The sequence below is a fragment of the Pectobacterium odoriferum genome (assembly GCF_009931295.1).
GTDB classification, from domain to species: Bacteria; Pseudomonadota; Gammaproteobacteria; order Enterobacterales; family Enterobacteriaceae; genus Pectobacterium; species Pectobacterium odoriferum.
This window is the reverse complement of record NZ_CP034938.1, coordinates 1,109,544-1,134,177: the sequence shown is the minus strand read 5'-3', so window position 1 is coordinate 1,134,177 and position 24,634 is coordinate 1,109,544. Positions and strand designations below refer to the sequence as shown.

The 24,634-nt window shown below is 47.1% G+C and carries 30 protein-coding genes and 1 pseudogene; 2 read left to right on the top strand and 29 right to left on the bottom strand.

Annotated features, from left to right (window positions below; all coding sequences use genetic code 11):
* Positions 1-3 precede the first annotated feature (3 nt).
* The 7 genes and pseudogenes from EO763_RS05030 to EO763_RS05000 all read right to left on the bottom strand — a co-directional run bounded on the left by EO763_RS05030 (position 4) and on the right by EO763_RS05000 (position 4,398).
* The gene (locus EO763_RS05030) at positions 4-1,542 is read right to left on the bottom strand and encodes a TIGR03752 family integrating conjugative element protein (RefSeq protein WP_161528285.1); all 1,539 of its coding nucleotides are present in this window, start codon (positions 1,540-1,542) and stop codon (positions 4-6) included.
* A complete protein-coding gene (locus EO763_RS05025; protein WP_161528284.1) occupies positions 1,532-2,443 on the bottom strand; it encodes a TIGR03749 family integrating conjugative element protein in 912 nt (303 codons plus the stop codon). Before EO763_RS05025 ends, EO763_RS05030 begins: the two co-directional genes overlap by 11 nt.
* On the bottom strand, positions 2,440-3,096 hold the full coding sequence (locus EO763_RS05020) for a PFL_4703 family integrating conjugative element protein (RefSeq protein WP_161528283.1): 657 nt from the start codon (positions 3,094-3,096) through the stop codon (positions 2,440-2,442). The genes EO763_RS05025 and EO763_RS05020 overlap by 4 nt, the downstream gene beginning before the upstream one ends.
* Entirely contained in the window at positions 3,093-3,455 is a 363-nt protein-coding gene (locus EO763_RS05015; RefSeq protein WP_161528282.1) for a TIGR03750 family conjugal transfer protein, read from the bottom strand. Before EO763_RS05015 ends, EO763_RS05020 begins: the two co-directional genes overlap by 4 nt.
* A 9-nt stretch (positions 3,456-3,464) precedes the next feature.
* Positions 3,465-3,805: pseudogene (locus EO763_RS05010) on the bottom strand (TIGR03745 family integrating conjugative element membrane protein).
* Positions 3,806-3,830: 25 nt separating this feature from the next.
* Positions 3,831-4,070, bottom strand: a complete 240-nt coding sequence (locus tag EO763_RS05005) for a TIGR03758 family integrating conjugative element protein (RefSeq protein WP_103160225.1) — start codon at positions 4,068-4,070, stop codon at positions 3,831-3,833.
* 1 nt (position 4,071) lies between these two features.
* A complete protein-coding gene (locus EO763_RS05000) occupies positions 4,072-4,398 on the bottom strand; it encodes an integrative conjugative element protein, RAQPRD family (protein ID WP_161528281.1) in 327 nt (108 codons plus the stop codon).
* Between the two features lie 134 nt (positions 4,399-4,532).
* Between EO763_RS05000 and EO763_RS04995 the strand changes: the two genes are divergently transcribed.
* Positions 4,533-5,093, top strand: coding sequence for a hypothetical protein (locus tag EO763_RS04995; protein WP_161528280.1), 561 nt, complete (start codon positions 4,533-4,535; stop codon positions 5,091-5,093).
* A 384-nt stretch (positions 5,094-5,477) separates the two neighbouring features.
* Here the strand turns inward: EO763_RS04995 and EO763_RS04990 are convergent, their stop codons facing one another.
* The 17 genes from EO763_RS04990 to EO763_RS04910 all read right to left on the bottom strand — a co-directional run bounded on the left by EO763_RS04990 (position 5,478) and on the right by EO763_RS04910 (position 20,473).
* On the bottom strand, positions 5,478-5,861 hold the full coding sequence (locus EO763_RS04990) for a hypothetical protein (RefSeq protein WP_161528279.1): 384 nt from the start codon (positions 5,859-5,861) through the stop codon (positions 5,478-5,480).
* A gap of 332 nt (positions 5,862-6,193) precedes the next feature.
* Positions 6,194-6,949 carry a TIGR03747 family integrating conjugative element membrane protein gene (locus tag EO763_RS04985; protein WP_161528278.1) on the bottom strand — a complete coding sequence of 252 codons (756 nt, stop codon included), beginning with the start codon at positions 6,947-6,949 and terminating at the stop codon, positions 6,194-6,196.
* A 1-nt stretch (position 6,950) separates the two neighbouring features.
* On the bottom strand, positions 6,951-9,032 hold the full coding sequence (traD, locus tag EO763_RS04980) for a type IV conjugative transfer system coupling protein TraD (protein WP_161528277.1): 2,082 nt from the start codon (positions 9,030-9,032) through the stop codon (positions 6,951-6,953).
* Complete coding sequence (locus tag EO763_RS04975; RefSeq protein WP_116166382.1) at positions 9,029-9,838, bottom strand: hypothetical protein; 810 nt, start codon at positions 9,836-9,838, stop codon at positions 9,029-9,031. The genes traD and EO763_RS04975 overlap by 4 nt, the downstream gene beginning before the upstream one ends.
* Position 9,839: 1 nt before the next feature.
* Positions 9,840-10,316 (bottom strand): hypothetical protein, encoded by a 477-nt coding sequence (locus EO763_RS04970; protein WP_161528276.1) that lies wholly within the window; start codon positions 10,314-10,316, stop codon positions 9,840-9,842.
* An 11-nt stretch (positions 10,317-10,327) separates the two neighbouring features.
* Positions 10,328-10,918 carry a restriction endonuclease gene (locus EO763_RS04965; protein WP_161528275.1) on the bottom strand — a complete coding sequence of 197 codons (591 nt, stop codon included), beginning with the start codon at positions 10,916-10,918 and terminating at the stop codon, positions 10,328-10,330.
* The gene (locus EO763_RS04960) at positions 10,918-11,436 is read right to left on the bottom strand and encodes an integrating conjugative element protein (RefSeq protein WP_161528274.1); all 519 of its coding nucleotides are present in this window, start codon (positions 11,434-11,436) and stop codon (positions 10,918-10,920) included. The genes EO763_RS04965 and EO763_RS04960 overlap by 1 nt, the downstream gene beginning before the upstream one ends.
* Positions 11,437-12,021, bottom strand: coding sequence for a lysozyme family protein (locus EO763_RS04955; protein ID WP_116167125.1), 585 nt, complete (start codon positions 12,019-12,021; stop codon positions 11,437-11,439). It lies immediately after the preceding gene.
* Positions 12,021-12,734 (bottom strand): TIGR03759 family integrating conjugative element protein, encoded by a 714-nt coding sequence (locus tag EO763_RS04950; protein ID WP_161528273.1) that lies wholly within the window; start codon positions 12,732-12,734, stop codon positions 12,021-12,023. The genes EO763_RS04955 and EO763_RS04950 overlap by 1 nt, the downstream gene beginning before the upstream one ends.
* A 9-nt stretch (positions 12,735-12,743) precedes the next feature.
* Positions 12,744-13,625: a hypothetical protein gene (locus EO763_RS04945; RefSeq protein ID WP_125232258.1), complete on the bottom strand. Its 882-nt coding sequence runs from the start codon at positions 13,623-13,625 to the stop codon at positions 12,744-12,746.
* Between the two features lie 111 nt (positions 13,626-13,736).
* Entirely contained in the window at positions 13,737-14,435 is a 699-nt protein-coding gene (locus EO763_RS04940; RefSeq protein WP_161528272.1) for a DUF2786 domain-containing protein, read from the bottom strand.
* A gap of 11 nt (positions 14,436-14,446) precedes the next feature.
* Positions 14,447-15,238 (bottom strand): hypothetical protein, encoded by a 792-nt coding sequence (locus tag EO763_RS04935; RefSeq protein ID WP_012822457.1) that lies wholly within the window; start codon positions 15,236-15,238, stop codon positions 14,447-14,449.
* A complete protein-coding gene (locus tag EO763_RS04930) occupies positions 15,238-15,702 on the bottom strand; it encodes a hypothetical protein (protein ID WP_012822458.1) in 465 nt (154 codons plus the stop codon). Before EO763_RS04930 ends, EO763_RS04935 begins: the two co-directional genes overlap by 1 nt.
* 31 nt (positions 15,703-15,733) lie before the next feature.
* The gene (locus tag EO763_RS04925) at positions 15,734-16,384 is read right to left on the bottom strand and encodes a hypothetical protein (RefSeq protein WP_119888206.1); all 651 of its coding nucleotides are present in this window, start codon (positions 16,382-16,384) and stop codon (positions 15,734-15,736) included.
* A gap of 96 nt (positions 16,385-16,480) precedes the next feature.
* Complete coding sequence (locus EO763_RS04920; RefSeq protein ID WP_161528271.1) at positions 16,481-17,680, bottom strand: conjugal transfer protein TraF; 1,200 nt, start codon at positions 17,678-17,680, stop codon at positions 16,481-16,483.
* 148 nt (positions 17,681-17,828) lie between these two features.
* On the bottom strand, positions 17,829-18,614 hold the full coding sequence (locus EO763_RS04915; RefSeq protein ID WP_161528270.1) for a hypothetical protein: 786 nt from the start codon (positions 18,612-18,614) through the stop codon (positions 17,829-17,831).
* A 728-nt stretch (positions 18,615-19,342) separates the two neighbouring features.
* Positions 19,343-20,473, bottom strand: coding sequence for a site-specific integrase (locus EO763_RS04910; protein WP_161528269.1), 1,131 nt, complete (start codon positions 20,471-20,473; stop codon positions 19,343-19,345).
* A gap of 110 nt (positions 20,474-20,583) precedes the next feature.
* Between EO763_RS04910 and EO763_RS04905 the strand changes: the two genes are divergently transcribed.
* A complete protein-coding gene (locus tag EO763_RS04905) occupies positions 20,584-20,940 on the top strand; it encodes a phage tail protein (RefSeq protein ID WP_244322066.1) in 357 nt (118 codons plus the stop codon).
* Between the two features lie 540 nt (positions 20,941-21,480).
* Here the strand turns inward: EO763_RS04905 and EO763_RS23555 are convergent.
* From EO763_RS23555 to EO763_RS04885, 5 genes are read right to left on the bottom strand one after another with little or no spacing between them, the layout of a single operon-like run.
* Positions 21,481-21,657: a phage tail protein gene (locus EO763_RS23555; protein ID WP_244322065.1), complete on the bottom strand. Its 177-nt coding sequence runs from the start codon at positions 21,655-21,657 to the stop codon at positions 21,481-21,483.
* On the bottom strand, positions 21,579-22,847 hold the full coding sequence (gene pilV, locus EO763_RS04900; protein WP_161528268.1) for a shufflon system plasmid conjugative transfer pilus tip adhesin PilV: 1,269 nt from the start codon (positions 22,845-22,847) through the stop codon (positions 21,579-21,581). The genes EO763_RS23555 and pilV overlap by 79 nt, the downstream gene beginning before the upstream one ends.
* 13 nt (positions 22,848-22,860) lie before the next feature.
* Positions 22,861-23,514 carry a prepilin peptidase gene (locus EO763_RS04895; RefSeq protein WP_103157522.1) on the bottom strand — a complete coding sequence of 218 codons (654 nt, stop codon included), beginning with the start codon at positions 23,512-23,514 and terminating at the stop codon, positions 22,861-22,863.
* Positions 23,511-24,038, bottom strand: coding sequence for a lytic transglycosylase domain-containing protein (locus EO763_RS04890; protein WP_012822391.1), 528 nt, complete (start codon positions 24,036-24,038; stop codon positions 23,511-23,513). Before EO763_RS04890 ends, EO763_RS04895 begins: the two co-directional genes overlap by 4 nt.
* Positions 24,038-24,634 carry a type 4 pilus major pilin gene (locus tag EO763_RS04885; protein ID WP_161528267.1) on the bottom strand — a complete coding sequence of 199 codons (597 nt, stop codon included), beginning with the start codon at positions 24,632-24,634 and terminating at the stop codon, positions 24,038-24,040. The genes EO763_RS04890 and EO763_RS04885 overlap by 1 nt, the downstream gene beginning before the upstream one ends.

The following is a 24,634-nucleotide window of genomic DNA, read 5'->3' as shown; positions in this document are numbered from 1 at the left end:
TCCTCAATCCAAACCACGTTGACTGCGACCATCAGCCGGCAACGAGAAGTCGTACCGAACCTTGCGCCCTTTTTCTTCGTAATCAATCGCCAACTGCCTGGTAATATGCACGGCTAATCGCATGCCTGGTGGGACATAAATCGCATCAAATGTCTGACCATAGCGTTGTTTCACCCAGTCAGTCGTCTCATTCAAGCCGCCGGCCAGCGCCTTACCGAGAACAGCCTGCCCAGCATCACCCGTGAGTGAGGACGTCATTCCACCGTAACCATTTGTTTGCGTCGCTTGCTGATTCTGGCTCAGCGCGCTGGCAGCCCCTGAGCCAGCAGAAAGGGCAAAAATAGTAGGCAGATAGGTGGATGCGTTAGACTTTCGCTCGCCACTGATGCACGGGATCCCCGCTTCATCAGAAATCCAGCCAATACCTCCGCTGGAGCCACTCGCGTTCTGATTGCTGCCGCCGTTATTGCTATTACTGTTGCCATTAGCGTCAGAGCGCGGCAATGTGCGAACCGTGCCATCGGCAAACACAAACGTAATATTGTTGACCTGCCCACGAACACACGACAACGTCCAGTCACCACTGGCTGTTCCTGATACGATCGCCCCTTCAACATCCGGTAAATCGATACCATTTGCTGTCAGGTTGTCTTTACCAATTAAGACTTTGAAGGGATAAGGGTCAGTCACCGTACCGTTAATCGGGACTCGGCCCAGTAGCGCCGTCATTGCGCGACTGCCGATTAAGGTAGAATTCTCAGGTAAGGTGTAAACAGGCTCTGCTGTAACCTCATTTTTTTCGTTCGAGTATCCCTTCACCTGCTGCTCATACGCCGCCTTCTGGCGCGTCAGTTCATTATCGTTCAGAAAAGAGGTCGGAAACTGGGGAAGTGCAGGCATGCCCGAACTGGACGTCTTATTAGGGTCGGCTGGTTTCTGGTCTTTTGGCTGTACCCATATCAGGCCATCTGCACCTTGTGACATAGTGCCACTGGTACCATTTCCCATACCGTCCAGCCCTAATCCCAGAGGGATATCGCCGTGCCCGGAGGATCCTTGGTAGCTACTTCCTCCACTAATATGGCCTCCGGGATTGCTCATCGAATTAGCCAGTTTATCGGTCAGTTCCTGGATTTTATTCTGTAACCGTAACTGTTCATCCTGTAGGCGTTTTTGCTGCGTATCGTAGGACTGTTGCACATCAGAAACGGCTTCATTCACCTGCCCAGACACGTCAGTGCTACGGCGGGTCAGCGCCTCATTTTGTTTTTTTAGATCCTCGTTTTGCTGACTGAGTTTACCTAAATCACTACGCACCTGATTCAGCGAACCGACTAATGTGCGTAACGTATCCTGAGGGGTATCACCGGCGACACCTAACGCCTTCAGTTCATCCTGAGATAATCCCAGCGTCGTCGTTGAAGCATCAGGTGTATTCTGTGTCTGAGCGGGTCCCTGGCAGCTTTTTACGCCAATCAATGCGCCAATGGCCAATACCGACGGAACCATGAATTTTACCAGCGTATTGGACTTAATTTGCATGGCCGCGCTCCTTCTTACTGGCTTTAGCTGCTGTCGGGCTCACTTTAACGACCGGCTCTGCGACGAATGCCAGCTCTGGGCGGTTATCGGTAACCAGATACAATGTTGTCGTGTCTTCTGGTGTACCTATTGGCCCAATCCAACGATGCTGGAATGTGGCAGAAACAAACTGCCCCTGAAGAATCCGGGGATCGAGAATGATCTTTCGGCTTGAGGTGTTGCGAACGCGTAGTGCCACAACGGAGCGAGAGCCCACTCCCCAGGCTGACAACGTCGTAATATCAAGTGGTTCAGAGGGGTATAGCGTCGTGATCTTCCCTGATAATCGTGGATTAACAGGATGAATACCGCTAACAGGCTCTACTGCACGTAATGGTCCGTAAAGGGTTTGCGCGGCAAAACGAGTCAGAACAACGGGCAACGGAGCATTATAGCGAGGTGCCTTAGACTCTTTTGCGTCTGACTTTGTTTCCGCAGTCGAAGATGAGCTACTACGCCCGGATGATTTGGCTGGGCGATCGCTATTATCGACAGTGGTTACGTCACCGCTATACACCAGACGGATAGGTTCTGTCGGGCCATTAGGTGACGCAGTCACGTCGAGCAGAATAATCTCGCCGCTTTCCAGATCCTGTAACTGCAACCGCGTTTGAGGAAATGCACTGTCCGCTTTGAGATAAACCGCCCCACCTGTCGATTGCACGCGTAACTTGTCATTCAGTGCCAGTGGGAAACCGACACGAACATTTTTATCCGCAAAAATAACGCGTTCTTGCCCTACTTTTAGTGGAATTTGCAGCGGGATACGTTCCCACTTAATCAGTTCATCAGCCGCAACGTGTAATGACGTTGTGATGAACAATCCCAGTAAACCGCTCTGAAAAAGTAATCGTGCTCTCACCGCATAACCCCCTTTTTCTCTGGCTGTGGCTGATGTGATATTTCCAGACGCTGTGGCATCGCGTCATAACAATCCAGAGCCAAACCAAACGGGTTACGTTCTGCATCCCCATCCCAACGAACGACCTTTAGTGGGTAACGCACGAGTACCCGCTTAACGGGTTCGGTGTGGTAATACTCATCGGTCACCAAATCTAAACGGACAACCCAGTTATCACGGCTGATAACATCCACGCTCTCCGCGTTGTATCCCCGCCTGGGGATCTCGTAAACCACACGGACACGGTCAAGCAATTCGTTACCCAATGAGCGTTTTTTCGCATCTGCATTCAGAAAATCCAGACAAGATGGCGTCAGGTACGGGGATAGGTTGAATATCTTGCCGGGATAGTCCTGTTCGCCATTTTTAGGCCATGCGTTTAGTTGCTGGAAAATGTAAAACGCAAAGCTATAGACTGTCGGTGCCGGAACTTCCCACCAGGGCTTGGTACTACCAGCCCGGAGATCGGGAGGATTATGAACCATCAAATTACTGGGGGCGCGCATCCAGCCGAGTATCGTGACCAGCAGAAGAGCAACCAGAACGCCACAGGCAATACGTAATGTCAGAATATGTTGATCGCGGTTTCTCACCGCGTTGCGATAGATGCTCATGCCTTTCCCTTCAATTGACTACGGCGTAATGACCAGCATCGAGAGTGAATAACCAACGTTTCATCCCCAACTCCAAATCGCCGTTTCTTTTCCTCCAGCTTCTGCCAGATGTAATTCTCAGGCTTACCGCGTTTAATTCGTGCTATCCAGCTCCCTCCGAAGCCAATGACCAACAGAGGGGTTAAGAGCATTCCTGTAGGAATAATTACCCAGCCGGCAAGGGGAATAAGGAATACGGACCACAAGAAACCTGCAATAACGCCAAACAACGCGGCAAGACCCAACTCTGGCGTGGTAAATCCACGAAACACTACGGGTTCGGCATTCAGGCGATCGGGTAAAAAAGGAATGGTAAGCATGCCGCCACCTTACAAAATGATGTTGGCAGATTTGCCCAGCAACCAGATGATGATGACAAGTAAGCAAGCACCTACAACAACGACAGCACCAAATTTTGTCCAGGTTGCTCGTTCATTACGAACTTCGACAAAAGTATGACCAGCTGCAATGGCAACGTTAATGAACATAATGGCGGCGACCAGTAATCCCCCAGAACAATACCATCCTGTAGATAGCCCTTTGCCTGTCCCATCATTCCTGAGCCGCCACTAGATTGGGGAGCCTCGACGGTTGGTAAAGCAGCAAACGCGGATTGGCATAACACACTAATGTAGAACAAGAACGAGATAAGGCGGCGAAACATAAACATGGAAAAAACCCTCTGTGTAGAAAAATTAACTGGCAAACATCCAAATGCTGATGACCAACAAGATCGCAGCTCTCAATACAAACCTGCCCAACGCAGCATCTCTGACTTTCTCGTTAGCCCATCCATTCCAGACATCACTTAATGCCCAGGCAGCCCATAGGAACAACGCAGCCAACAGAAAGCCGATACAGATGAGGCTGAGTATTTGGGGATCGAAACCAGATGCCGATTTAAAGGCTGAAGACTGTGCGGCAGTCATAGACATATCAGGGGCTCTCCCGACGGTAGTTCCCCGCAATAGAACTGGCTTCCCGAGGTTGCGCCCGGGATGGTGCCAAGTAGGTATCGATACCCGCTCTGATGGAATTCAAATCAGCAGTAATGCGTTGATAGTCAAAGTGGTATCGGGCACGATCAGTAGGGTCAGATTGCGCAGCGACAACGCGAGCGCGCTCCAGAGAAGCCTGGACCTGATCAAGTAAGCGCTGCGTGCTGGCTAGCTCGTCTTTTTCTGATGCATTTGCTGCATGGGTAAACAGCAGTGAAGCACCGAGCAGACAAGCAAGCCGGACTGAGACTGAGGGAGAAAACATGCACACCTCACAGTAAGTTGACGGTGTACATAGGATGAGGAATCAGGAAGGGTTGGTCAGCGATAAACTCTATCTGCGATGTCTAAAATTTATGATGAAATATATACCTATACATTCATGCAACAGGAACTCACATGGATTCTATTAACAATTCTGCATTTTATTTATCACTCGCCCTTCTGATCTTATTTGTAGCGTTTGTTGCGTTCCTCTCATTCATGTTAAATGACTTGGATCTATCCCTAAAAAGACGCAAGTATGAGGAAACAATCAGAAAGGCAATCAATGCGGAAAAAATAAAAAATGAAGATATTTATCTTTTGGCTGAACGATGGAGTGTAAAACGAGAAAAAATATCTGTCGCGCTTAATTTCATTCTCAACGACTATCTTAATGAAAAAGATTGTACTGATGAACGGTTGGGAAAAATTAGAAACCTTATCGTTTGGCATCAGGAAAACGATCCTTTTTCTGACCTTCCAGATAACATCAGGCTACAACTACAACATCTACAGAGCACAGCAATTGGTTGCCAGGATGATGTTATCAAACTGTCAAAATCCCTCAGTGATATCTCTATCTCAGCTAAACGCCAGGCGAAACGGGAACGTCTGATGACATATCTCAGTGTGATACTGGGCGTTGCAGGTCTAGTAATTGGGGTTATAGGGCTGATGTATGGCACATCGCGATAGCCAGAATATCTTATTTTGATGATATTGAATTATTACTGCTTTCCAAGGTATGCCCTCGTTACCATAACATTGACTAAAAAACCTCATGGAAACGATCGCATATGAGTTTTTCCCTTTTAATAATATGGACGGGCTTCGTCATCGCGTGGATTCTACTTATCAAGTTTTCGCTCCTGATGGAGGTTAGATACCCAGCCTGGATATGGGGAGCATTACATATCGGTTCCATTGTTATATGTGGGATTTCAATCGCAGCAATTGCCACAATCCTGATTGAATTAGCAAACTGACGCGCCATAAATTGTGCGTTCGTGGCTTGTCTGCTGACGAAGGCGCACAAAAACAAGTTTTGTACGCCTTCGTCCAGCCTGATCTCGAGTAATGTTAAGAACGTCTTAAAACAACACGAGAATTCGATTTATCAACAATGGTGTATTTTCTCAATTGAGTCAGAGCCCTCACGCCACCTGCTGCAATAGCAATAGTAATAGCGGAAGTCGTCGTCGACACTCCCAATATACCTACAGCACCACCTGCCCCAACAAGCGCTGCTGTTCCTGTCACCGGAGCTGCTGCACCACCAGTGCCCATCGTAGCTATCGCGGCACCCACAGCGATCCCAATCGCTGCAAAAGCAATTGCCCAAGCAATTTTTCCGGTAGCCTTTATTTTAATTGTCTTTTTAGCAAGATCCCCTTCAATAGTTATTGTGTCTTGCTCCTCTTTTAGTGCCTTTGCAAGTTCTTTCTCTGTTGTAATAGCAGCCATTTATCCATCCTGAATATTAATTCATTGATAAAAAACCAGATTAATAAAATTATTTATTCAACATATTGATATGAAATTTGTTACACCGAAAAATATTTTTTTAAGACGGCTTATGCCTACAAACAGATTCAGAACTGTAGTGATAACGTGCAGTTTGAATGTGGTGTACGCTGGCTGAACTCTCTTTTCTAGCCTGATGTCTTCTTCTTGAGAGCATACTACACTGGCAGTGTATTTCACCATCACCTAAAGCTTCCAGTACACAAAAACCATTTCCCCACCCAGTGCATCTGATTCGCTAGCTTATTGTTGTTATATCTAATTATCTTAGATCAAAGGTACTTTTTAAATGTGGCAGTGGTCACCGTAATGGCAGTTCCGAATAGCAACGCTGCCGGCAACAATAATAAGTTAGGGTAGACCGCCATAGGCCAGGACAAATACAGCATAGCGGGTACATAAAACGCAGGTTTAACCAAGCGTTTGGCATGGTGATAGAGAAAACTGGATTCATAGCCCGCGCCAAAACGCCGCAGGTCACGTCGTCCCAGCCCTTCGACAATAGCCACAATTACCACCATAGCAAACAGAGGTATCGAGAGAACCAGGATGGTTACCCTAACCAGGGTAACTACCGTGACATAAACGGTGGCCAACAAATATTCCCGTAGCGATTGTGCCAGCCAGCCACTCCAGGCGTTTAAACTACGACTGAGCTCACTATGACTGTTTGCCTGCATCTGATACTGGTTACTAACCCAATCCATAAACCCGCTGTTGATAAATGCCCAGTGATACGCCGAGTTTATCCAGTGGATGACCGTGACAGAAGGCTCGGAAAACAACAGACTACGTTTGAATTCTGACGACAGATACCCCAGCTCAGTATTCATAACCTGCAGGCTGTGGGCGGATCCTTCTGTTGGCCAAAAGAAAGCGATCCCAACATATTCGATCAGCAAACTGAGTAACAGCGAACCGAAAACAATACCAATCAGTTTCCATGGCCAGCCCCACAACACGTTGTAGAGCAACCCATGTTGGCGATCTGGCTTCTGCGGAGGTGCATTACGTGCAGGTTCAGCCATACTACTCACCTCCAGCAGCAAATGAACGCCCGTCCCACCATCCCTCACTGGAACGGTAGTTACGGCGCATCTCTGCCGCTACAGCCTGCAAGTTGGCTGGCATCATTGCATCATTCAAATCATTCGCCGGCAGTGGCATCCTAATTTTCCACAACTGACCACCTTCAAGCAGAGCGAACGCCTGACCTTTAGGTAAACTAACGACATCAGACGGCTCAATCAGTGGCGTTTTTATCGTGCCGACACGGTCCTGTGTGCTTGAGGTAAAGTCCTGTCCAGTTTCAACATTAGCCGTATCCGAGTGGCCAGAAACCAATGTTTTGCTGTAGATCTCAACCTGTGGCAGCTGTGTCGTAAGGAGTTCTGCGGTTTTATTGTCCCGAACACGCAGCATAATCAAGGTATTGAAGTTACCAATGACCTGGGCAGTTTTCGCGGCGTTACCAATACGCGCTTCGATATCCGATGACGTTTGAGTATAGGCCGTAACCTGGACGCCAGCCCCGCCGCCTTTGTTGATCAGCGGAATGAATTCATCACCCATTAGCTCATTGAATTCATCGCAGTGCAGGTTGATAACGGCCTTTTCTTCTTTCTGCTTTGGGAGCCCGGCATTAATTCCATGTTTATAAATATGGCCAGCAACGCTGACAAGATCGGCAAACATACTGTTACCGACCGCCGTGGCAACCTCGCTATCTGTCAGTGCATCAAGACCGATATACACGACGCCACGCTTGCGAACCACTTGCTCCCAGTCAAATATGGGACGGGGGTCGTCCATATCAAGATAATCAGGAGACAAAAGGGACGCCGTTTTACCCGTCGTCAGCTTCTCCAGTAGCGGCAACAGCGAGGCGACAATTTTATCGAAATAGGTTCTGTCGTAGCGAACAGCACTACGCAAACCATCGAGAATCGGATCATAGACCGCCTTGCCAGCTTCGGAGCTTAACGCAACTTCTATCGCCCATATCCCAACGCTATTAGGTTGTCCCTGCATATTCCGGGGAACATCCTCATCAGTGAGCACACCCAGATTATTACGTATCTGTTGCTGTAACTCAGGCAATTCCTCTTCAATGACCTTTTCAGCGTAGCGCTGATACAGATCCGCAATATTGTTGACGTAACGCATAATCAGCGTGTAATCAGGTCGTTCACCCAATGCAACCAGCGCCCTGGCCACAATGTTTACGAAACGCCACGCAAACTCTTTAAACGCGGCACTGTTCCCCTCCCCTGCCAATTGCCCTGAGATACGTGACGCGACTTCAGATACACGACCAAATCGCCCGACGGCGTTATAGCGAGCGGATATTTCAGGCCAGCCCAGGTGGAAGATATAGAGTTCATCTTCCCGTCCTGCACGATGCGCTTCAGCCCATACACGACGTAATAAATCGGAGTCCCCTTTGGGATCAAAGATGATAGTCACATCACCACGGCGAATATCCTGCGTAATAAACAGTTCGGCCAACCGGGTTTTACCAACACGCGTCGTCCCCAATACAATGGTATGCCCTGGGCGATCGGCCAGTGGCATGGTGACATCAATCTCATCGGGTTCAATACCATGCAGAACGGGCTTCCCGCCGACAGGTGGCAATGGTCGTACTGGGTTCAGCGGAGAATCGACGCTTAACAACTTGGTGAGCCAGGGCAAGCTGTGTTCTGATGCATTCTCCAGTTTACGGGCGGCCTGGTATAACGTTGATGGCTGAATATAACGTTCTACTTCCGGGCGTAACGTGTCACGCAGCCGCTGAGTGTGTTTCTGCGTCCACATGAATCCCTTACCGATAAACAGCCGCCGTTTACTTACTGGGATTTGTTTACTGCTCATCACATAGCGCGGTAGTCGTCGTAAGTTACGCCGGTAACGCAGCACTTTCATTCCCTGCTGAGTACGCACCATGGCCAGAACAGCAAACCCACCGGCCGTCACGTAACTGACTAAAGGGGCCAGCGCAATAGCCCACGGCGCCTGCACACAGACAAATGCAGCTGTGGCAGATACCGCGGCTGTATTCAGCTCAACGGCAGGTCGTAGCAATGCCTCAATGACATAACGATCGCTCATGGGTTCTTTCTCCCTGTGAAACGGCGCCACCAGGGAAGCTTCTCATGTTCTGGGGTCTGGTCATCACTCCCCCATGTTGGTGATGCTAACGACAGTTGCTGTTTCAAAAAATACAGACAATGCAGCACCTCATGACTATCATTCAGGATAAACACCTTTATTTCCGGATAATCTCTTCCCACATCCAGCGTCAATGTCGCGACCGTCTGAAATCGATCCATTTTCCAGCCAGGCGAATCCTCTCGCTCAACAGCAGTTCGACTGACATCCAGTTGTCCCTGTACCCCTCGTTCTAACAATACAGGAAGCAACGCATACAATTTCCTGCATGCATGAAAAAAGGCCCAGTCAATATGGAAGAGGCTTAATGAGACATGGTGTAATTGAGTTCTTCCCGCATCTTCAAGATGAAAATGAAAACGAGACAGACAACTTCGGTGATTACCGTCAGAACCCACATACCAGTGAATGCCATCCAGACTGATAAAGTTCATGCCAGCATGTAAACATTCAGGGTCAGTGTAATATGCTGGATTCTTCTCTATTAATGGGATGTTGATATCCATCCGTTTACCACGATCTAAAAATTCCAGCCAGGTCATACCCGCATATTGCGGATGATCTGTACCAATAATACGAAATACATTAATACTTCCTTGACTGGTCCAGTAATGGTGCGTAATAAAATCACCCGCTAAGCGGAACGTCGCATCATCCCAGCGCTGGATGGTTTCATTTGCCCATTGAGGCTTATTTTCATTAACCCGCTTGATAAAATAAGCAGAAACTTCGTTACTCTCGCTCATATTACTTATCCCAACTCTGCTTTGCTGAAACGTCCCCACCGTGACCATATCCATGTACGCTTTTACTCACCCTATAGGAAAACCTGAGACGATGAAGACACTCTATACATATTGAAATAAAAAAGAGGAGGTAATAAAAACCATTAATACTCTTAAGATTTTGGTGAACGACATCTGACAATGGCACAGGTTTATTTACACAATGACCCAAATAACCTACCGCCTGCTCAGTAGGCAATTCGACACAATTTCTCACGTTCATATATCCTGTCGGTGCCATTTGAAAAGATTCCGCTTCAGACGATAAAATATTCAGGTAAATACGTTCAACGTCTCCTTTCAAGGAACCAATAACAAAGAATAAAAGTAAAAATGACCCGAAAATAATGCTCGGCCATTTAACCAAAACTCGATAAGTCATGGCGCTAATTTCTTGCACCAATAACCTTGCATACCAGTAATTAATAGAAAGTTTCATGTTTTTCCTTTTCAGTTGAACCAATTTGAATTACCAGCCAATAAAGCCAGAAGCCGCTGCCCACTGACCATATAAAGAGGAAACGTATTATCGTGGCTGGAGATCGCATGTTGCTTGCTTTTAGCGCCAGTCCGCCCGGTGTGAATAAATAAACCGCCACACCGGTGCTGTATCAGTAATGCCGAGAATTCAGCGACGTGCGCGGGATCTATCGCTCTGCTGTAGCGTTTTGCCTGGATTAACCAACGCCGTCCTTCAATAAATACTTGCCCATCCAATCCACCGTCACCGCTGTATGATGCATTGCGAATCACCTTTAATCCTTGGCGCTCCATCGCCAGCAAAAGGAGTTCTTCGAATACGTACGGATTAACGCGCCGAAGATAAGAAAAACGCTGAGCATCCCCAGCTAAAGTGGGAAGCTTCCTTAGCAGGCGTTCAGCCGTATGACGATAGCGACGGTGGCGACGTACGCTGGCTTTCTCACGCCAGTTGAGTGACATACTGACTACGCTACCGATAAACAGCAGAATAAATCCGATGGTCAAAACAGGATTGACTAATAGAAGAGCAGTCAGAGACATCGGCAACGAAGGGAGCATTACCGTACCTCGGAGGAGACAGACGTCTCTGTAATCAACGTGGGATAATGTTGCAACCGTAGTCTACGCGCTAGCTCACTACCTGATGCAGGTGCCATCTGTACACCAGGAACCAGTGAGCGCAATGCCTGAACAGCTGACATATCCATTACGTTGACGATTAAGCCAACCGCCTGCATTTGGCTCAATTTTTCAGCATTCATCTGTAACCAGGAACGTGACGCAGGATCGTCTCCGACGAGAAATAACGCACCAATTCCAGGCAAACTTAGTGCCCTTGACACTTCAATGCCAACAGTTAGCTCTGGCGTCAGCACCGGCAGCATCGCCCCTTCGCCTGGCTGACCTTGCCAGGTACGGTTTTCAGTGTTATTGGATTCGTTGTTGTCCTGGCGATTAATACCATCAAAGAACGATGCGGTATCTTTCCCTCCCAAATCGGCGACAATATTCAGTTCGGCATGAACAAAGAACGAGCTCGCCAGAAGACACAGCGCGGATACAGGAATAATTTTCATTTATTTGACACTCCGGGGTTCGATCCAGACAAGTTGAGTGGTAGGAGCAATCTCAGGAAGGTGGGAAGCTTCAATCGGTTCAATCATGGCCAGCTTACGCTGTACCGCAGAAATGTATCTTGCAGATGGAGCTCCGCCGGCAGGACGGTGGTAACAACCAACAGCACGTAACCAGCTGCCCGGTTTTCTCTCGTAGCATTCACGTAGAATTTGTGCTGAAACATTCAGATTGGTATAGGGTTCAAACGCCTCCCAGGAGTTTGCAAAACGACGACCGTTCCAACCCCAGTTAACCTGCCCTAATCCAACATCAATGTTTTTATGTGGAACCGTCTTCAGAAAACGCTGTAGTGCCTGCCAGGCTTCCAGCCGGCTATCATATTGATAGCTTCTCCCCTGGACATTCAGGCTCCAGGGCCAGGGGCGAACGCCATGAGGCAGCTTGCGGCTAGACTCCTGTAATGATTGTGCATAGAACAGTTCAGGCGGAACCTGATGTAAATACGCAACACGCTGATACCCGTCGGGCACCGGTTGTCGTGATGCGTTAACGCTGGAAGAAAAAATGCTGAATATAACCAGCATCAGAAGGCAGCGACACGCCATCCACTTTCTCCCTGCTGCAGCAACACTGGCATCAGTCCATTACCAAATCGAATCCAACGGCCACCATCATGGTTCAATGTGATTTGGCGATTACGAACGCGATCCACAGGGATATTGCGCTCTCTGGCCCATTCACGCAGTTTGTTATCATCACCGCCGCTATCGACCAGATAGATGTCAACTGGGCGATCATCCGCCAGAACGGCCGCAAGGCGTGAATTACAGTTGCCGCAATCCTTGGATTTCACAAATAACGCCAATCGACCGCCGTTATCGTGTGCGATACCGCCTGCATTGCCCATGTTGACTGGCAATGCATTCGGATAAATGCGCCCCCAGGCCGCATCCACCTCTCGCTGAAATTTCAGAATCTTTTCAGTTCGCTGAAATTCTTCCTTAACCCACTTCTCTGCTAACTGCCGCCGTTCTGCATCACTGCGAGCTTCAATACCCAGCGTGGTTAACGGATCCAATCCCGGGGATTGGATGCCAGTTTTCCCCCGGATCATGTCCTGATATCGAGCCCATTCTTCATCGGTCAGCCCCCACTGTGTCGACTGAAGGTGAGATAATCCCTGATCAACAACTCGAGTTTGTGAATTCGACTCAGGTGTAACATGAATGCTGGTATTGACGGACGCGTGTGCCATTCCAGCCAACGCAAGCATCAGCACCATTGCTTTCACTTTCATAACGGTTCCTTACTGCAATGTGAGAATTTGAGACTTCCCATTAACCAAAAAACGCGCCTGATTTCCGTCAATGCTGGCTAACGTCCAGCCATTAACCGATTCGCCAGGCGTTAGCATTCGTATATCTGACCAGCGATTGCTTGCTGAATGAGGGATGATGACGGCATATTGCTGCCCTCCCCGATGCTCAATACTGGTTAATGCAAAAGGGGCGGGAACGGGTTTAATTACCCGTTGAGGCTTTTTTGCAGGGGTAGCCTTCTGCTTCTGCGGCGCTAACTTTTCAAATCTGTTTTGCCATTCAGAGGCTAAAGAGGAAATGCGTTTATCCTGTGCATCTGCAGTTCCCTGAAGATCATTAATACGCTGTTCAAGGTGTGCAAGCCGTTCAGGAATGGCTGATTGCCCTTCTACACTTTTTATGTATTGATTCAGTTTCGTATCCAGGGTGTTAGCCCAATCATTCTGAGACTGACGCAATGTGTCTAGCTCCTGCACAGAGACAAACTCGCTCCGAAGCAAGCCAATTTTACTTTTAACATCTTGTATCTCTGCCGGCAGTTGCTGAAGCTGACCACGCCGAAATGCGGCATCCAGCGAGTCCAATTGAACGCTCTGCTGTTGAACGATCAGGAAAAGCACGACAGAAAGACCTAGCGGAACGAAAAATAAAACGGCAAGCAGACTTTTAAAGAGCCAGGAGGGCCGCGAAGATTGATTTTCCTTATCAGTAGATTCTTCTCTATTGAAGAGCCCCATGCGCCGCGCAGCGACGTCTGCCGAAGAAGTCTTGGCGTAATGTGCGTTGACCTCTTCAGCAAACGGATCATCTTCTTGAGTTTTAGTGAACGATGGTATTACGGTGTCTGTAACGGAGGACTCAGTTGTCATGCCTCAAATCCTTGCCTTTGGTTAACGGTTTTCACCATTACTTTGCAAAAACCGAGAACCAGAGACGACAAACAACTGAATATTGAGATTGGGAAATTAAAACTATGGCTGTTACCTTCCTATTCTCCCCAGTGATGTCCCCTTTACTGCCTGGTGCAGCCGAGCATCTTTACCCGAGTGATAGCCAGCATGATATGCATCATCATCGCCGCGACAGCTTTTCGCTTCCCGGCTTTTAAGTTCGCTAAAACCCTCGGAGATCTGTTTGTAATACAGTGACATTAGTTGTTGCTCTTCAGGTTCAACAGTAAACCGGCTAATGGCATTCCGAGCACTACTCACCCAGCCTGCACAAAATTGATCTGCACGATTGGTTTTAGTAGTACGTTTGATACGCTTATTTTGTGAAGCAATAAACTCGCTTCTGGCTTTAATCAACTGAATACTCAATACATCGAACCCGTATGCCGCAATCTGCGGTCGTTCTGTCGGACCGTAGAATGAAACAGAACGTCGATGGTTCCGCGTCCAGGTGTAATAACAATTCACACCGAATGCATAACACAGCATGTTGGCTAAACTGACCACGTATTCTGGGAGTTTGTTCGCATCAGACGGGCAATGCTCGCTCTGAAATTCTTTAATCGACTTCAGATCGATATCTAATTCACTTAGGCCAAACTTATGCATTAAATTCTGAGCCTGGCTAATAGCATTAGCCGCTTCATGCTCATTAGTACTGCGTTTTGCTAAATGAAGGAGTTTTTGGATTTTCTCCAGGTATTTTTCTTTTTCTTCTTCATTTTTCATTTTCTACCTCGTTATAAAATTAGTGAAAGAATAGACGAGCTACTATTTTGTTTAATTAGCTGACGATAATAACGTTTAGTCCGATATCGACTGGCTATTAGATGCAAATAAGCAGAACGGATATCGGGGAAGTTCAGTATAATTAATTCGTCGTCATATGATTCGTCAATCATGCTGATACGCAGTGTCAGGTAACATTGTTTGTCTTCAGGATTTACTAATATACCCTCATAGTCTGCTATACGTCTTACACCAAAACCGAGTTCATTCTCAAAGTAAATCCTCACACAAGCATAATCAATAGAGAATCTAACTCTGCCATTCTCATCTCTTTCCATTACTTGTGAAAATGCAGATATTCCACGCAATACGAATGGCATTTGATAACGCGATGGAGTAGCCCTTAAGTGGACGTTCCCCAGATGACACCTTTTATCGTCCCATTTCGGATGAAAAATTAACCCACAATCTGCCATGAAAGCGAGCAATGCCGACCGGGAGAAATACTTATACGGTGGATTATTAATAATCATGTTCAAATCTGGCATCGCGTCAGGATTTTTATGCCACCATACTGATATAGCTTCTAATGAAGCATCACGTTTATCAACTATTCCGCCCCACGACTCAATACATGCAATTTCGTACTCTAAACGAATCTTTTGTAACTCAGCATGCGCGGTAAACATAAGATGCCCCATAGAATCAAGCGATTTGTTTAAGTCTTTTTTTAGCAATTCAAAGTCAGCGAGTCGTTGATTAAAAGTATTTGTAGCCAAATCCAAACGATGTTTTAAATCCATTATGCAGTCCTGTATTTTTTCAACGCATCTTTATAACTGGCCTTTGCTGCTTTCTTTGTTTTGCACCACTCGCCGTAGATGCTTGAATCCTGATAATTCCCGAACCGATACATACGCCATTCCCCGCGACTGCTATCGTAGTCAACACGTGGAGTGTTGATACCCAACCAGTCGGCAAAATCTCGATGCCCATAATCGGCATCAAGATACTCCTGCCAATTTCTCTTTGATTTGGCTTGCCTGGTGTTAATTTTCGGCGGGGTGTAATCAATAACGTCGCCATACTCGATGCCATCCGTCGGGTGATAGCGTTCAGGGGCAGCATGAGGAGCAGAGTCCAGAACAATGCCGATATAGTTACCAAAATCGCGCACAATAGTGCCAGGTTCGCCATATGCGATTACGCGACGCCCAACGCAGGCATTAACGCCGTAGTGATGATTGACGTAATTAAATACGCTCATTTCATTGGCCTCTCAACTTCAGCTTTTGCACTCAATTTGATGATTCACATATTGAGACAAAACGTCTAGATTCTGATGCCGGATTAACTCCGCCCCAGACTAACAAACATTTACCTCTATTAAATTCAGCTCTGTTTTTATTCACGATCGAGTAAATAACAGGAAACTCCACACTCGATAATTTATTTTTTTCGTGCGAGTTCGCATCCCTCTCATTGGTGCCATAGATTTCGGCTAGTTCATAACCAATGGATATGCCATCATTCTCTTCATCGACATAAAGCCCCAATGAAAATCCCACTTGATATTCATCATGCTTTTTATCGAATTCAACCCATTCACCATTAACCCAGCGTAAAGAAACTGCTCCGACATAATCACGAGCTTGCCATACACCGACAACTGAAGGTTCTCTGGCATTGTTATTTACTGAAAGTTCAATAGACGTAAGTGAAGAGAAAGTACCATCACATATTTTTGCAGCGTGTTTTTTGTCAATAACCTTGTGATAAGAAATCTTCCCAGGGTGTTGATTGTAAGATTTGTTTTTATTCAACTCACAACCAACCACTTTCAGTGTTATCACCTGATGTTTGTTATCAACATTCAGTGTGGAAGCGATAGCCAATGAGTTGAAACTTATTGCAGATAAAATCAGTAATGGTTTAATAAAGAAATTCATATATCTCCCTTAAAGCTACACCTATTAATAAGTATTAAGGTAATGATTAGATAATTTAAATAAGGGGCTATTCATAGATAGCCCCTTATTCAGCAATCAGAATGTGAACGTCAATTGAGCAACGGCACCATACGTTCTGTCTGTTCCTGCCATGCCGGTGATATCAAGATGTACGACATCGAACGGGGACAAGCCAATGCCAGCAGTGAAGTAGGAGTTATCGCTGTCATGAATATCAGTACGATACCCTGCACGCAGTTGCGCCCATTTCCAGGCATTCAGCTCACCGCCCACGCTGACAAACTGGCTGTCTTTATCAGAGTTAAAACGGCTTGCTGGAGTCAGATCGACATCAAGCGCAGTAGTAAAGAAGCCGTTACTGTATGCGGTTCCCAGTGTGGCTTGAGGCTTGATTTTGAACGTGTCTTTGACACCGTTGACTTCTTTCGTCTCGATGCTGCGTGCAACTAGATTCTGGCCGACAAGACCAACAATCCAGTTATCACTCAGATTGGTTGAAAAACCGACATCTACGTTGGCGCCCGTTTTATCGTTACGGTAGTCGCTGCTACGAAAATCCGAGCTGTCATAGTTATTGATCGCAACGTTGTAATTGAATGTATAGACGCGTTGTACCTTCGGTGTAATACCGGCAGAGAACTCGAATCCGCCAACGTTGAATTCGCGAGCCATCGCAACACCGACATCTGCCACGACAGCGGCACGGCCATTGGCGGATGACGTTAACGAACTCAGATCTGAGCCGTTTGCAGTACCGTTTGAAACCCCATCAAGCCACTGGATATCGCTATCTGTCACGTTGGTTTTGACTGTTGCCGTTCCCCACGCCTTAGCAACGACCGCAAAGGGCAGAACGCTATTGGGAACTGCAGCAACCGTTGACGCACCGGCATGTGCCTTAGCATGGCTACCTGACAGGTCTTGCAGTGATGCGCGTAGTTTTGATGCAGCTAAACTGGCATCTCCGCTGGCGCTAACGATACGCTCAAACGACTTCCAGTCATTGTTGATGCGATCAACACCATCTTCCAGATTATCTGGGTCTGAAACCTGAGCACCGACTGCTGGCAAAATCAGACTAAAATCATCTGACTTGTCGAATTTCGTCAGCAGCGCGGGGTTTACCAGCGCTGCTGCGCTGTAGTGCGAGGAAGCGACACCTGTTCCGCCCATAGCATCACCGCGAGCTTCAGTCCATGTGCCAGCTGCATTAGCTGAAGTAGCAACCACGATGCCCGCAATAATAAAACTGCGTGTAATTAATGAGTGTTTCATTCTTTATTTCCTATATAGAGATTGAATATAAATATTTATGATTATGCTTTCTTGGTATTCCCTGGTACTGGCACAACATTCATTTCTGAATTTTTGATAAAAGATCCCCTGATGCTGGCGCACCATTAATAATAAAAAAAATTACAATTTAACCTGCTAACCAATCTTGATGGTTTTTATATTCACACTGATAATTATCAATAACCATAATGGGAAACACTGAGCCATTAGTTAATGACTCAGCTTGTTTCTTTGAATAAGCTAAATACCTAGCATTCTTCGTTTTCGGAAAACCCCACTCTTTCAACACACGATAAATTTTAATGATTGGGATATTAATTACACCCTGAACATTTTTCCATTCCCGAGTAAAAGCAAAAATCACATCACAATCACTCATTGCGCGAAAGAAAACCAATTCAGCGCTATCACTCAAAGCGTCATAATCCAGAGGTTTCTGGTCAAAAAAATGATAATTATCCACTGGATAAATTTTCTCGCAAAACAACCACTGCACGTCGATTTCAAACCATGATGCCAACTGATACAGCACTTGATGGTTTAACAAATCCAGTGTTCGTTCTGCGCTGGATAATGCCCCCTGACTAATACCAAACGGGGCAAGTAATTGCGCTTGTTGCAATACATTTACGCTATGAGCATCCATTAACAAACAAAAACGTTCATAAACCCCCATCATTTTGTCAGCTGTTGATGCCCTGGCTTCAGAAAGCACCCCTTCCAAGATAATGCCGTAGAGCGTAGACTTGGAAACACCGATACGCTCGGCATGCATATCAAGGAACGCCCTGCTTTCTGGTTTGATTCTTACTGAAAATTGGCTATTACCACCATCATACTTTTCATCACGTTCAGGGAAGACTATGTCCCCTGAACGCAATAATGCAATTAACGCAGTATATGTAGGATTCATTCACTACGACTCCACATAAAAATCATTTCAATGTAATTCAATAATTCGCTTTAATGTACTAGCGAGGTTAAACAACATTATTAATCGTGTACAACAAAATAAATCGATCGGTTCGATCTAATGTATCGATCACATTAAAGTAATGTACTTTTTCAATCCACGATAAATTAATCACATATCATTAAAAATTTATCGAACCATAACTACGATCATTACACCACCACGGCTGACCCTCACCAATCGCCATTCTTGAAACAACATCTGGCACGTGATCCCTATTCGTTCAGTTCTGGAGAGAATAACTTTAGATACCCGGTAGCTATGACCGTATTTAGCCAAAACCGTCTCTGCTAGCTTCACCTGAGAGGCCCGCATCAAATGAGAACGAAAAACGATTGGCCTATCCTTCTGAAGAGCCTGTTGCAAGACCGTAACAAACGCAAAGTTAAATTTCTGTAACTGTGCCTTGTTCATGTTCCCTATACGAGAAAACACCGCTAAATGTATTACCATATACCGTGTTTTTCTATGCTTCAGTGATGAAATAGCAAACCCTTTAAACGGCACTAATAAACATATGACAGAGTAGAGTGGGCAGTACAGAGCAAGAAAGGTGATAAATACCAATAAAAAAGTCATAGCTGGACACATGAATATCTTCTAGATATCTAAGCATGCGAACTGCTTAAGGAAATGGCGATATTTAACTCAATATCGCCTATGCAAGTTTAAAGCGGGTTGATCAGTATGCGCTCAGGCATATTGACAGAAACATGGCCTGGGGGAGGCAGCCGTTCACCGTTCTTCGCGGCAATAGCCTGGAATTTGAGTAATTCGACAGATGCTACTTTTACTGCGTCATCATAAGTTGATGCTGTCACTGTCAAATCATCAAGGTCAGAAAATGTGATTGTCACCTGACTGCCACAATCATGAACTTCGATATCTGCGGGGTAAGGTATAAATATTGAGGTCAGTTTTTGCGCCTGCTTTTTGCGGGCATCCAATTTACTAACAAGGTGGGTGGCTCTGAGGTGTGTATACCGTTTAAGCATATTCATGGATTTATGCCCCGATATCGCAGCGACCTCCATGACGTTTAATGTCCCCAATTCAAACAGCCGGCTAATCGCTTCATGCCTCAAATCATGAAAATGCAGATCATTAATCGATAAGGATTGTAATGCGATACGCCAGGCACTTTTAAAGCCACTCGACGTATATGTAAAAACATTCCCCGTATCATCACGCCCCAGTTCGCCAATTTCCTTCAAAACCAGACGCGCCTTTGAAGACAGTGGCACATCACGAGCAGAGCCATTTTTTGTTAACGGCAGGTGAGCAATCCCGAGTCGAAGATCGATATTCTCCCATCGTAATGACAGTATTTCACCTTGCCTCATCGCTGTTTCAATGGCTAAACGGAAGATAGCTAATAACTCAGGTTTTTTACCTCTGAAGTAACGGGTCAGACCTCGTTCTTCTTGTGACGTTAACCTACGCACCCGACCTGAAGACACCGCAGGCTTTCTAACGTGTTCAACTGGATTACTCGTGCATGTTCCCCATTCGACTTTGGCCAAATTATACAATGCGGAGAGCAACGCAAGCTCAAGACGAACAGTGTTGCCACTGATAGATTTTTTTGTACGTGGATTAATCTGGGCCAGTCTGTCATCTCGATATCCAGCAATATCAACTGATGAAATTTCATCCATATGTCGGTTAGCAAGCGGTGATCTTTTGATAACGTTTATTCGATAAAATTCTTGCAACTGCCCCCGTTTATAGCGTGAGACAGTAGAGAAATATTTGTCCAGCGCCTTGCTTAATAGCATCTTTTTTATACGTTTTTTCATCAGAAATGTCCGTCCCTAAAATTTAAAAGGGAAGACAATACCGCAGTTTGCCTAATTGCCAATCCGGTGCGTGGAAATCATCTTCCTCTATCCAGCCCGGCACCATCGCTATGTGGGGGACACCCGTCCCCCCTGAGGGCTGGCTGGAACTCAATGGTCAGCTATTTAATCCCAGCGGCAATCCCGTTCTGACTAGCTTGTACCCCACTGGTCAGGTACCGGACTTCAGGGGATACTTCCCCCGAGGCTGGGATAATGGTGCAGGAATTGATCCAGATGAGCGGGCTATGCTTAGTTATCAGGAAGATGCTATTAGAAATCTGACTGGCGAATTCCAAACAATTGATTACTTCGGGTATGAAGCTAGTGGTGTATTTGGTCGCGTTGAAAAATCAGGTAGAGCTCAAATAGGTGGAACACCTCAAGACTGGATCATTCAAAAGTTCAACTTGATGCATCAAGAGTAGTCCCAACAGCTGCAGAAAATCGACCTAAAAATATCTCTGTGATGTTCATCATTAAAGCTGGTTGAACCGCTTGTGAGCGCCTTGCCAATCCGGTGCGTGGTCAGTGATGAAAAATCGCAGAAATAGAGAAAATTCGAGTGCTTCTGGACCACTTATCGAAATCTAGTCAGGGGCATGAACCCATCGATTTTGCCCCCAAAGATAGATAGATTTCCCAGAGTGGTCATCAGAAGCAAAGCACAATGCACCCTGGATAGCTATCACCTGTACTGCACCGGATTGGCAAGGCGCTCACAAGCGGTTCAACCAGCTTTAATGATGAACATCACAGAGATATTTTTAGGTCGATTTTCTGCAGCTGTTGGGACTACTCTTGATGCATCAAGTTGAACTTTTGAATGACTCCAGTCTTGAGGTGTTCCACCTATTTGAGCTCTACCTGATTTTTCAACGCGACCAAATACACCACTAGCTTCATACCCGAAGTAATCAATTGTTTGGAATTCGCCAGTCAGATTTCTAATAGCATCTTCCTGATAACTAGCATAGCCCGCTCATCTGGATCAATTCCTGCACCATTATCCCAGCCTCGGGAATATCCCCGAAGTCCGGTACCTGACCAGTGGGGTACAAGCTAGTCAGAACGGGATTGCCGCTGGGATTAAATAGCTGACCATTGAGTTCCAGCCAGCCCTCAGGGGGACGGGTGTCCCCCACATAGCGATGGTGCCGGGCTGGATAGAGGAAGATGATTTCCACGCACCGGATTGGCAAGTAAGTATGGATCCAGTGCTATCATGGCCTATCAGGCCAGTTGTATCACTGATTGATGTCAGTCCCAGCGTCACCGCATCACAAGAATCTCCCGAAACAACAACTGTCTTTTGATACAAAAATTGGTCAGCAATAACCAACTTACCAGCACTGACATCAGCAGCAGCACTAACGCTTTTTTCTGAACTAATGTCGCCTTCAGCATTAATCCCTGCATTGAGCTCCGCGCGCTTTTTGTCATTATTCCATTTGAGCCAGGCCTCAATATCATTCCCATTGCGCCAACCAAAAAAGCCATTGCTCTCCAATGCCACAAATCTCGCGGCATTCACTTCATTCGCATTGACCTGTTCAGCATTGTTCAGGTTGTTCGAATTCATATCGATTGCGGTGTTCATCTGGTTATATTCCGGATGCGCATCACTACTAAACCGATAAAGACGATCGCTTTCCTTATCCAGACCACCAATCACACCGCCATTGATGGCCACCGCAATATGCCCGGGCTCCGCCGTTAACCCAAACGGGGTCACAGGAAGTGACCAGGACAGCTCCACGCCGTAAGCGGTGTTCGCCTGCCCGCCCAACTCGGTCAGCGTGGGGTCACTGATATATCCCCCCATCCCATCGATAAGCTGAGCAACCCGACGAACGCCACCTTCGTCCAGCGCTTCACCGCCCGTCGTGACCATCAGCGCTTCCAGTGCCGGCTTCATCGAGCCATTCACTGCCCGCGCTCTCACACCAAACCGGTAAACTTGTCGGTCTATCGTTGTTGTGCCCATCCCTTCATCAAGGTATCCGGCATCAATCAGCGTCTGTGCCGTAAAAGGCTGAGGCAGGGATGTGGGTGTCCCCGTCGTACAGGTGGCGGGCGCCAGCTGACACAGATACCCATCATGTTTATCAGACAAGTATTTCCCCGCTGCCTGAGAAACCCGGCTGGCGTGACGGGCTACGGCCTGATAATGCAGTTCGGTCACGTAGTTAGTGATTAACTGTGTCACCAGGCCGAGTACCGCAATAAAAACAATCACACCGATGATCGAATCTTTGATTAAGCTGCCGCGGGCAGGCTGACGTCGGATAACGCGGCTCAACAGGCCCTGCAATGACGTAATGATTGAAAACATAAGGCAACCTCTATCAGTGCCAGAGCGTAAACATCCAACGGTCCGTTAACCGTTGGATGTCCGTCGTAAAAGGAATAAGCAGCCCCCCAAATCCTGCCATCCAGGGGCCAATCGGCGTATGATCGCGTCTGGTCAGTTGCATCGTCAGCGCACCAGTAACCAGAGACACAAACAGAATAACGCTGCCTGCAACTCCGCCCCAGGCGCTCAATACCAGCCACAGCATGATGTCTCCCCGCCCGGGTAGAAGAGCGGACAGCGACGGTCGGACAATAACGGCAATAAGCGCAGCCACCACGACCACGGCAGACATCACCATCACCGGCTGAATGATGTAGGTTGGCAACGGTGAGTAATTCAGCGCAAGAAAAAACAGCGGGACGGTATAGCTCTCAGGTAGCCATTCCCTTTCCACATCAGCCACAGCACAGGCAAGCAGACCCGCCTGCATCACCAGTAGCAACAGAGAGCCGGACTCATGAACATAAAGTGATACCAGACTAGCAAGCCAGAACGGAATAACGAGCAACAACAAGGTCATTCCGTTCAGCACTCGTGCAGGTTGCAGCGCCAAAAAACGCTCTATCCAGCGAACGTGCTGGCAAGCCAGCCAGGCGACCATCGTCAATACAACGAAAAGTAACGGGGCTAAAATGAATAGACTCATTTCAGTACGATACCCCGTCGTTCGCGTAACAACCGTTTATAGCGTTCCCAGATGAGGTTGGCGTATTTCTCACGCAGCCGGTGGCGCTTATCACCGAACCCCGCATTGTAACTGCCCAGGCAGTTCCAGCTCACACCACACACCTGGAAATGGGATGCCAACAATCGGGTACCAATCTGAATATTCAGGCACGGCTTATCCAGCAAATCCTGCACTGTCGCGATAATGCCCTCCCGGATCAGTTTCGGTACATTCCCCGAGTTAACCATCATCAGACCGTAATCCGCACTACCATCCGAGTTGCTACGGTTGACTGCTTGCGGATTAAAGCTGCTTTCCTGCTCCATCACCGCTTCAATCAGCAGTGAATCGATGACGTACTTCACACTCGCGGTGTGAATACAGGCCAACCAGGGCTGCACCGTATATTTCACCGGCATTTTTCCCTGAGCAACGCTGTTGCCCGGGAAATACGCCAGCAAGATAACAGTGATAAACAGCAACACATTGGCCATGATTATCATTAACGTGACGTGGTAAGAATCAATGTCTTGTCACCACCATCACACTGGGTACCAATCAGCGTCGCCGCCGTTGATGTGCCGGTGGTGACATTTGCTGTCAGCATCGCCGTACTACCAATGGTGACGGAATAGATTGATTCCCCAGCGTTCAGGAACATTTGCGCCAGATCACCACACCCCCCTTCCGATACCCCCGTTAACGTCAATGCAACTGAGTTGTTGAAGGGTGAACCATTTGTTCTGGCGGGAGCCAGGGCATACGTTCCGCCGTAGCGGTTGTAATAGACATCACCAGTGCGATCGACAGACGCGGGAATACCATTGACCGCACGCAGGGTTGCCATCGAGGCACCGGTATACCCGGCCCGACTCTTCAGCTTACGAGACTGCTCCAACATGGTTGTGACTTCCGTCTGAGTAGCACTGTTCTGATACAACCCCCACAGATAAGCCCCCAGTTGAAAGACAAGAATAACGACCGCGGCAGCGACCACAACCGCGATAATCGCATCTTTCAAATTGCCTCCCCGAGCAGGGTTGATAAGCCACTTCGCAATACCAGCCTTGCGGCGGGATGTAGTCAGAGACGTTTCCAT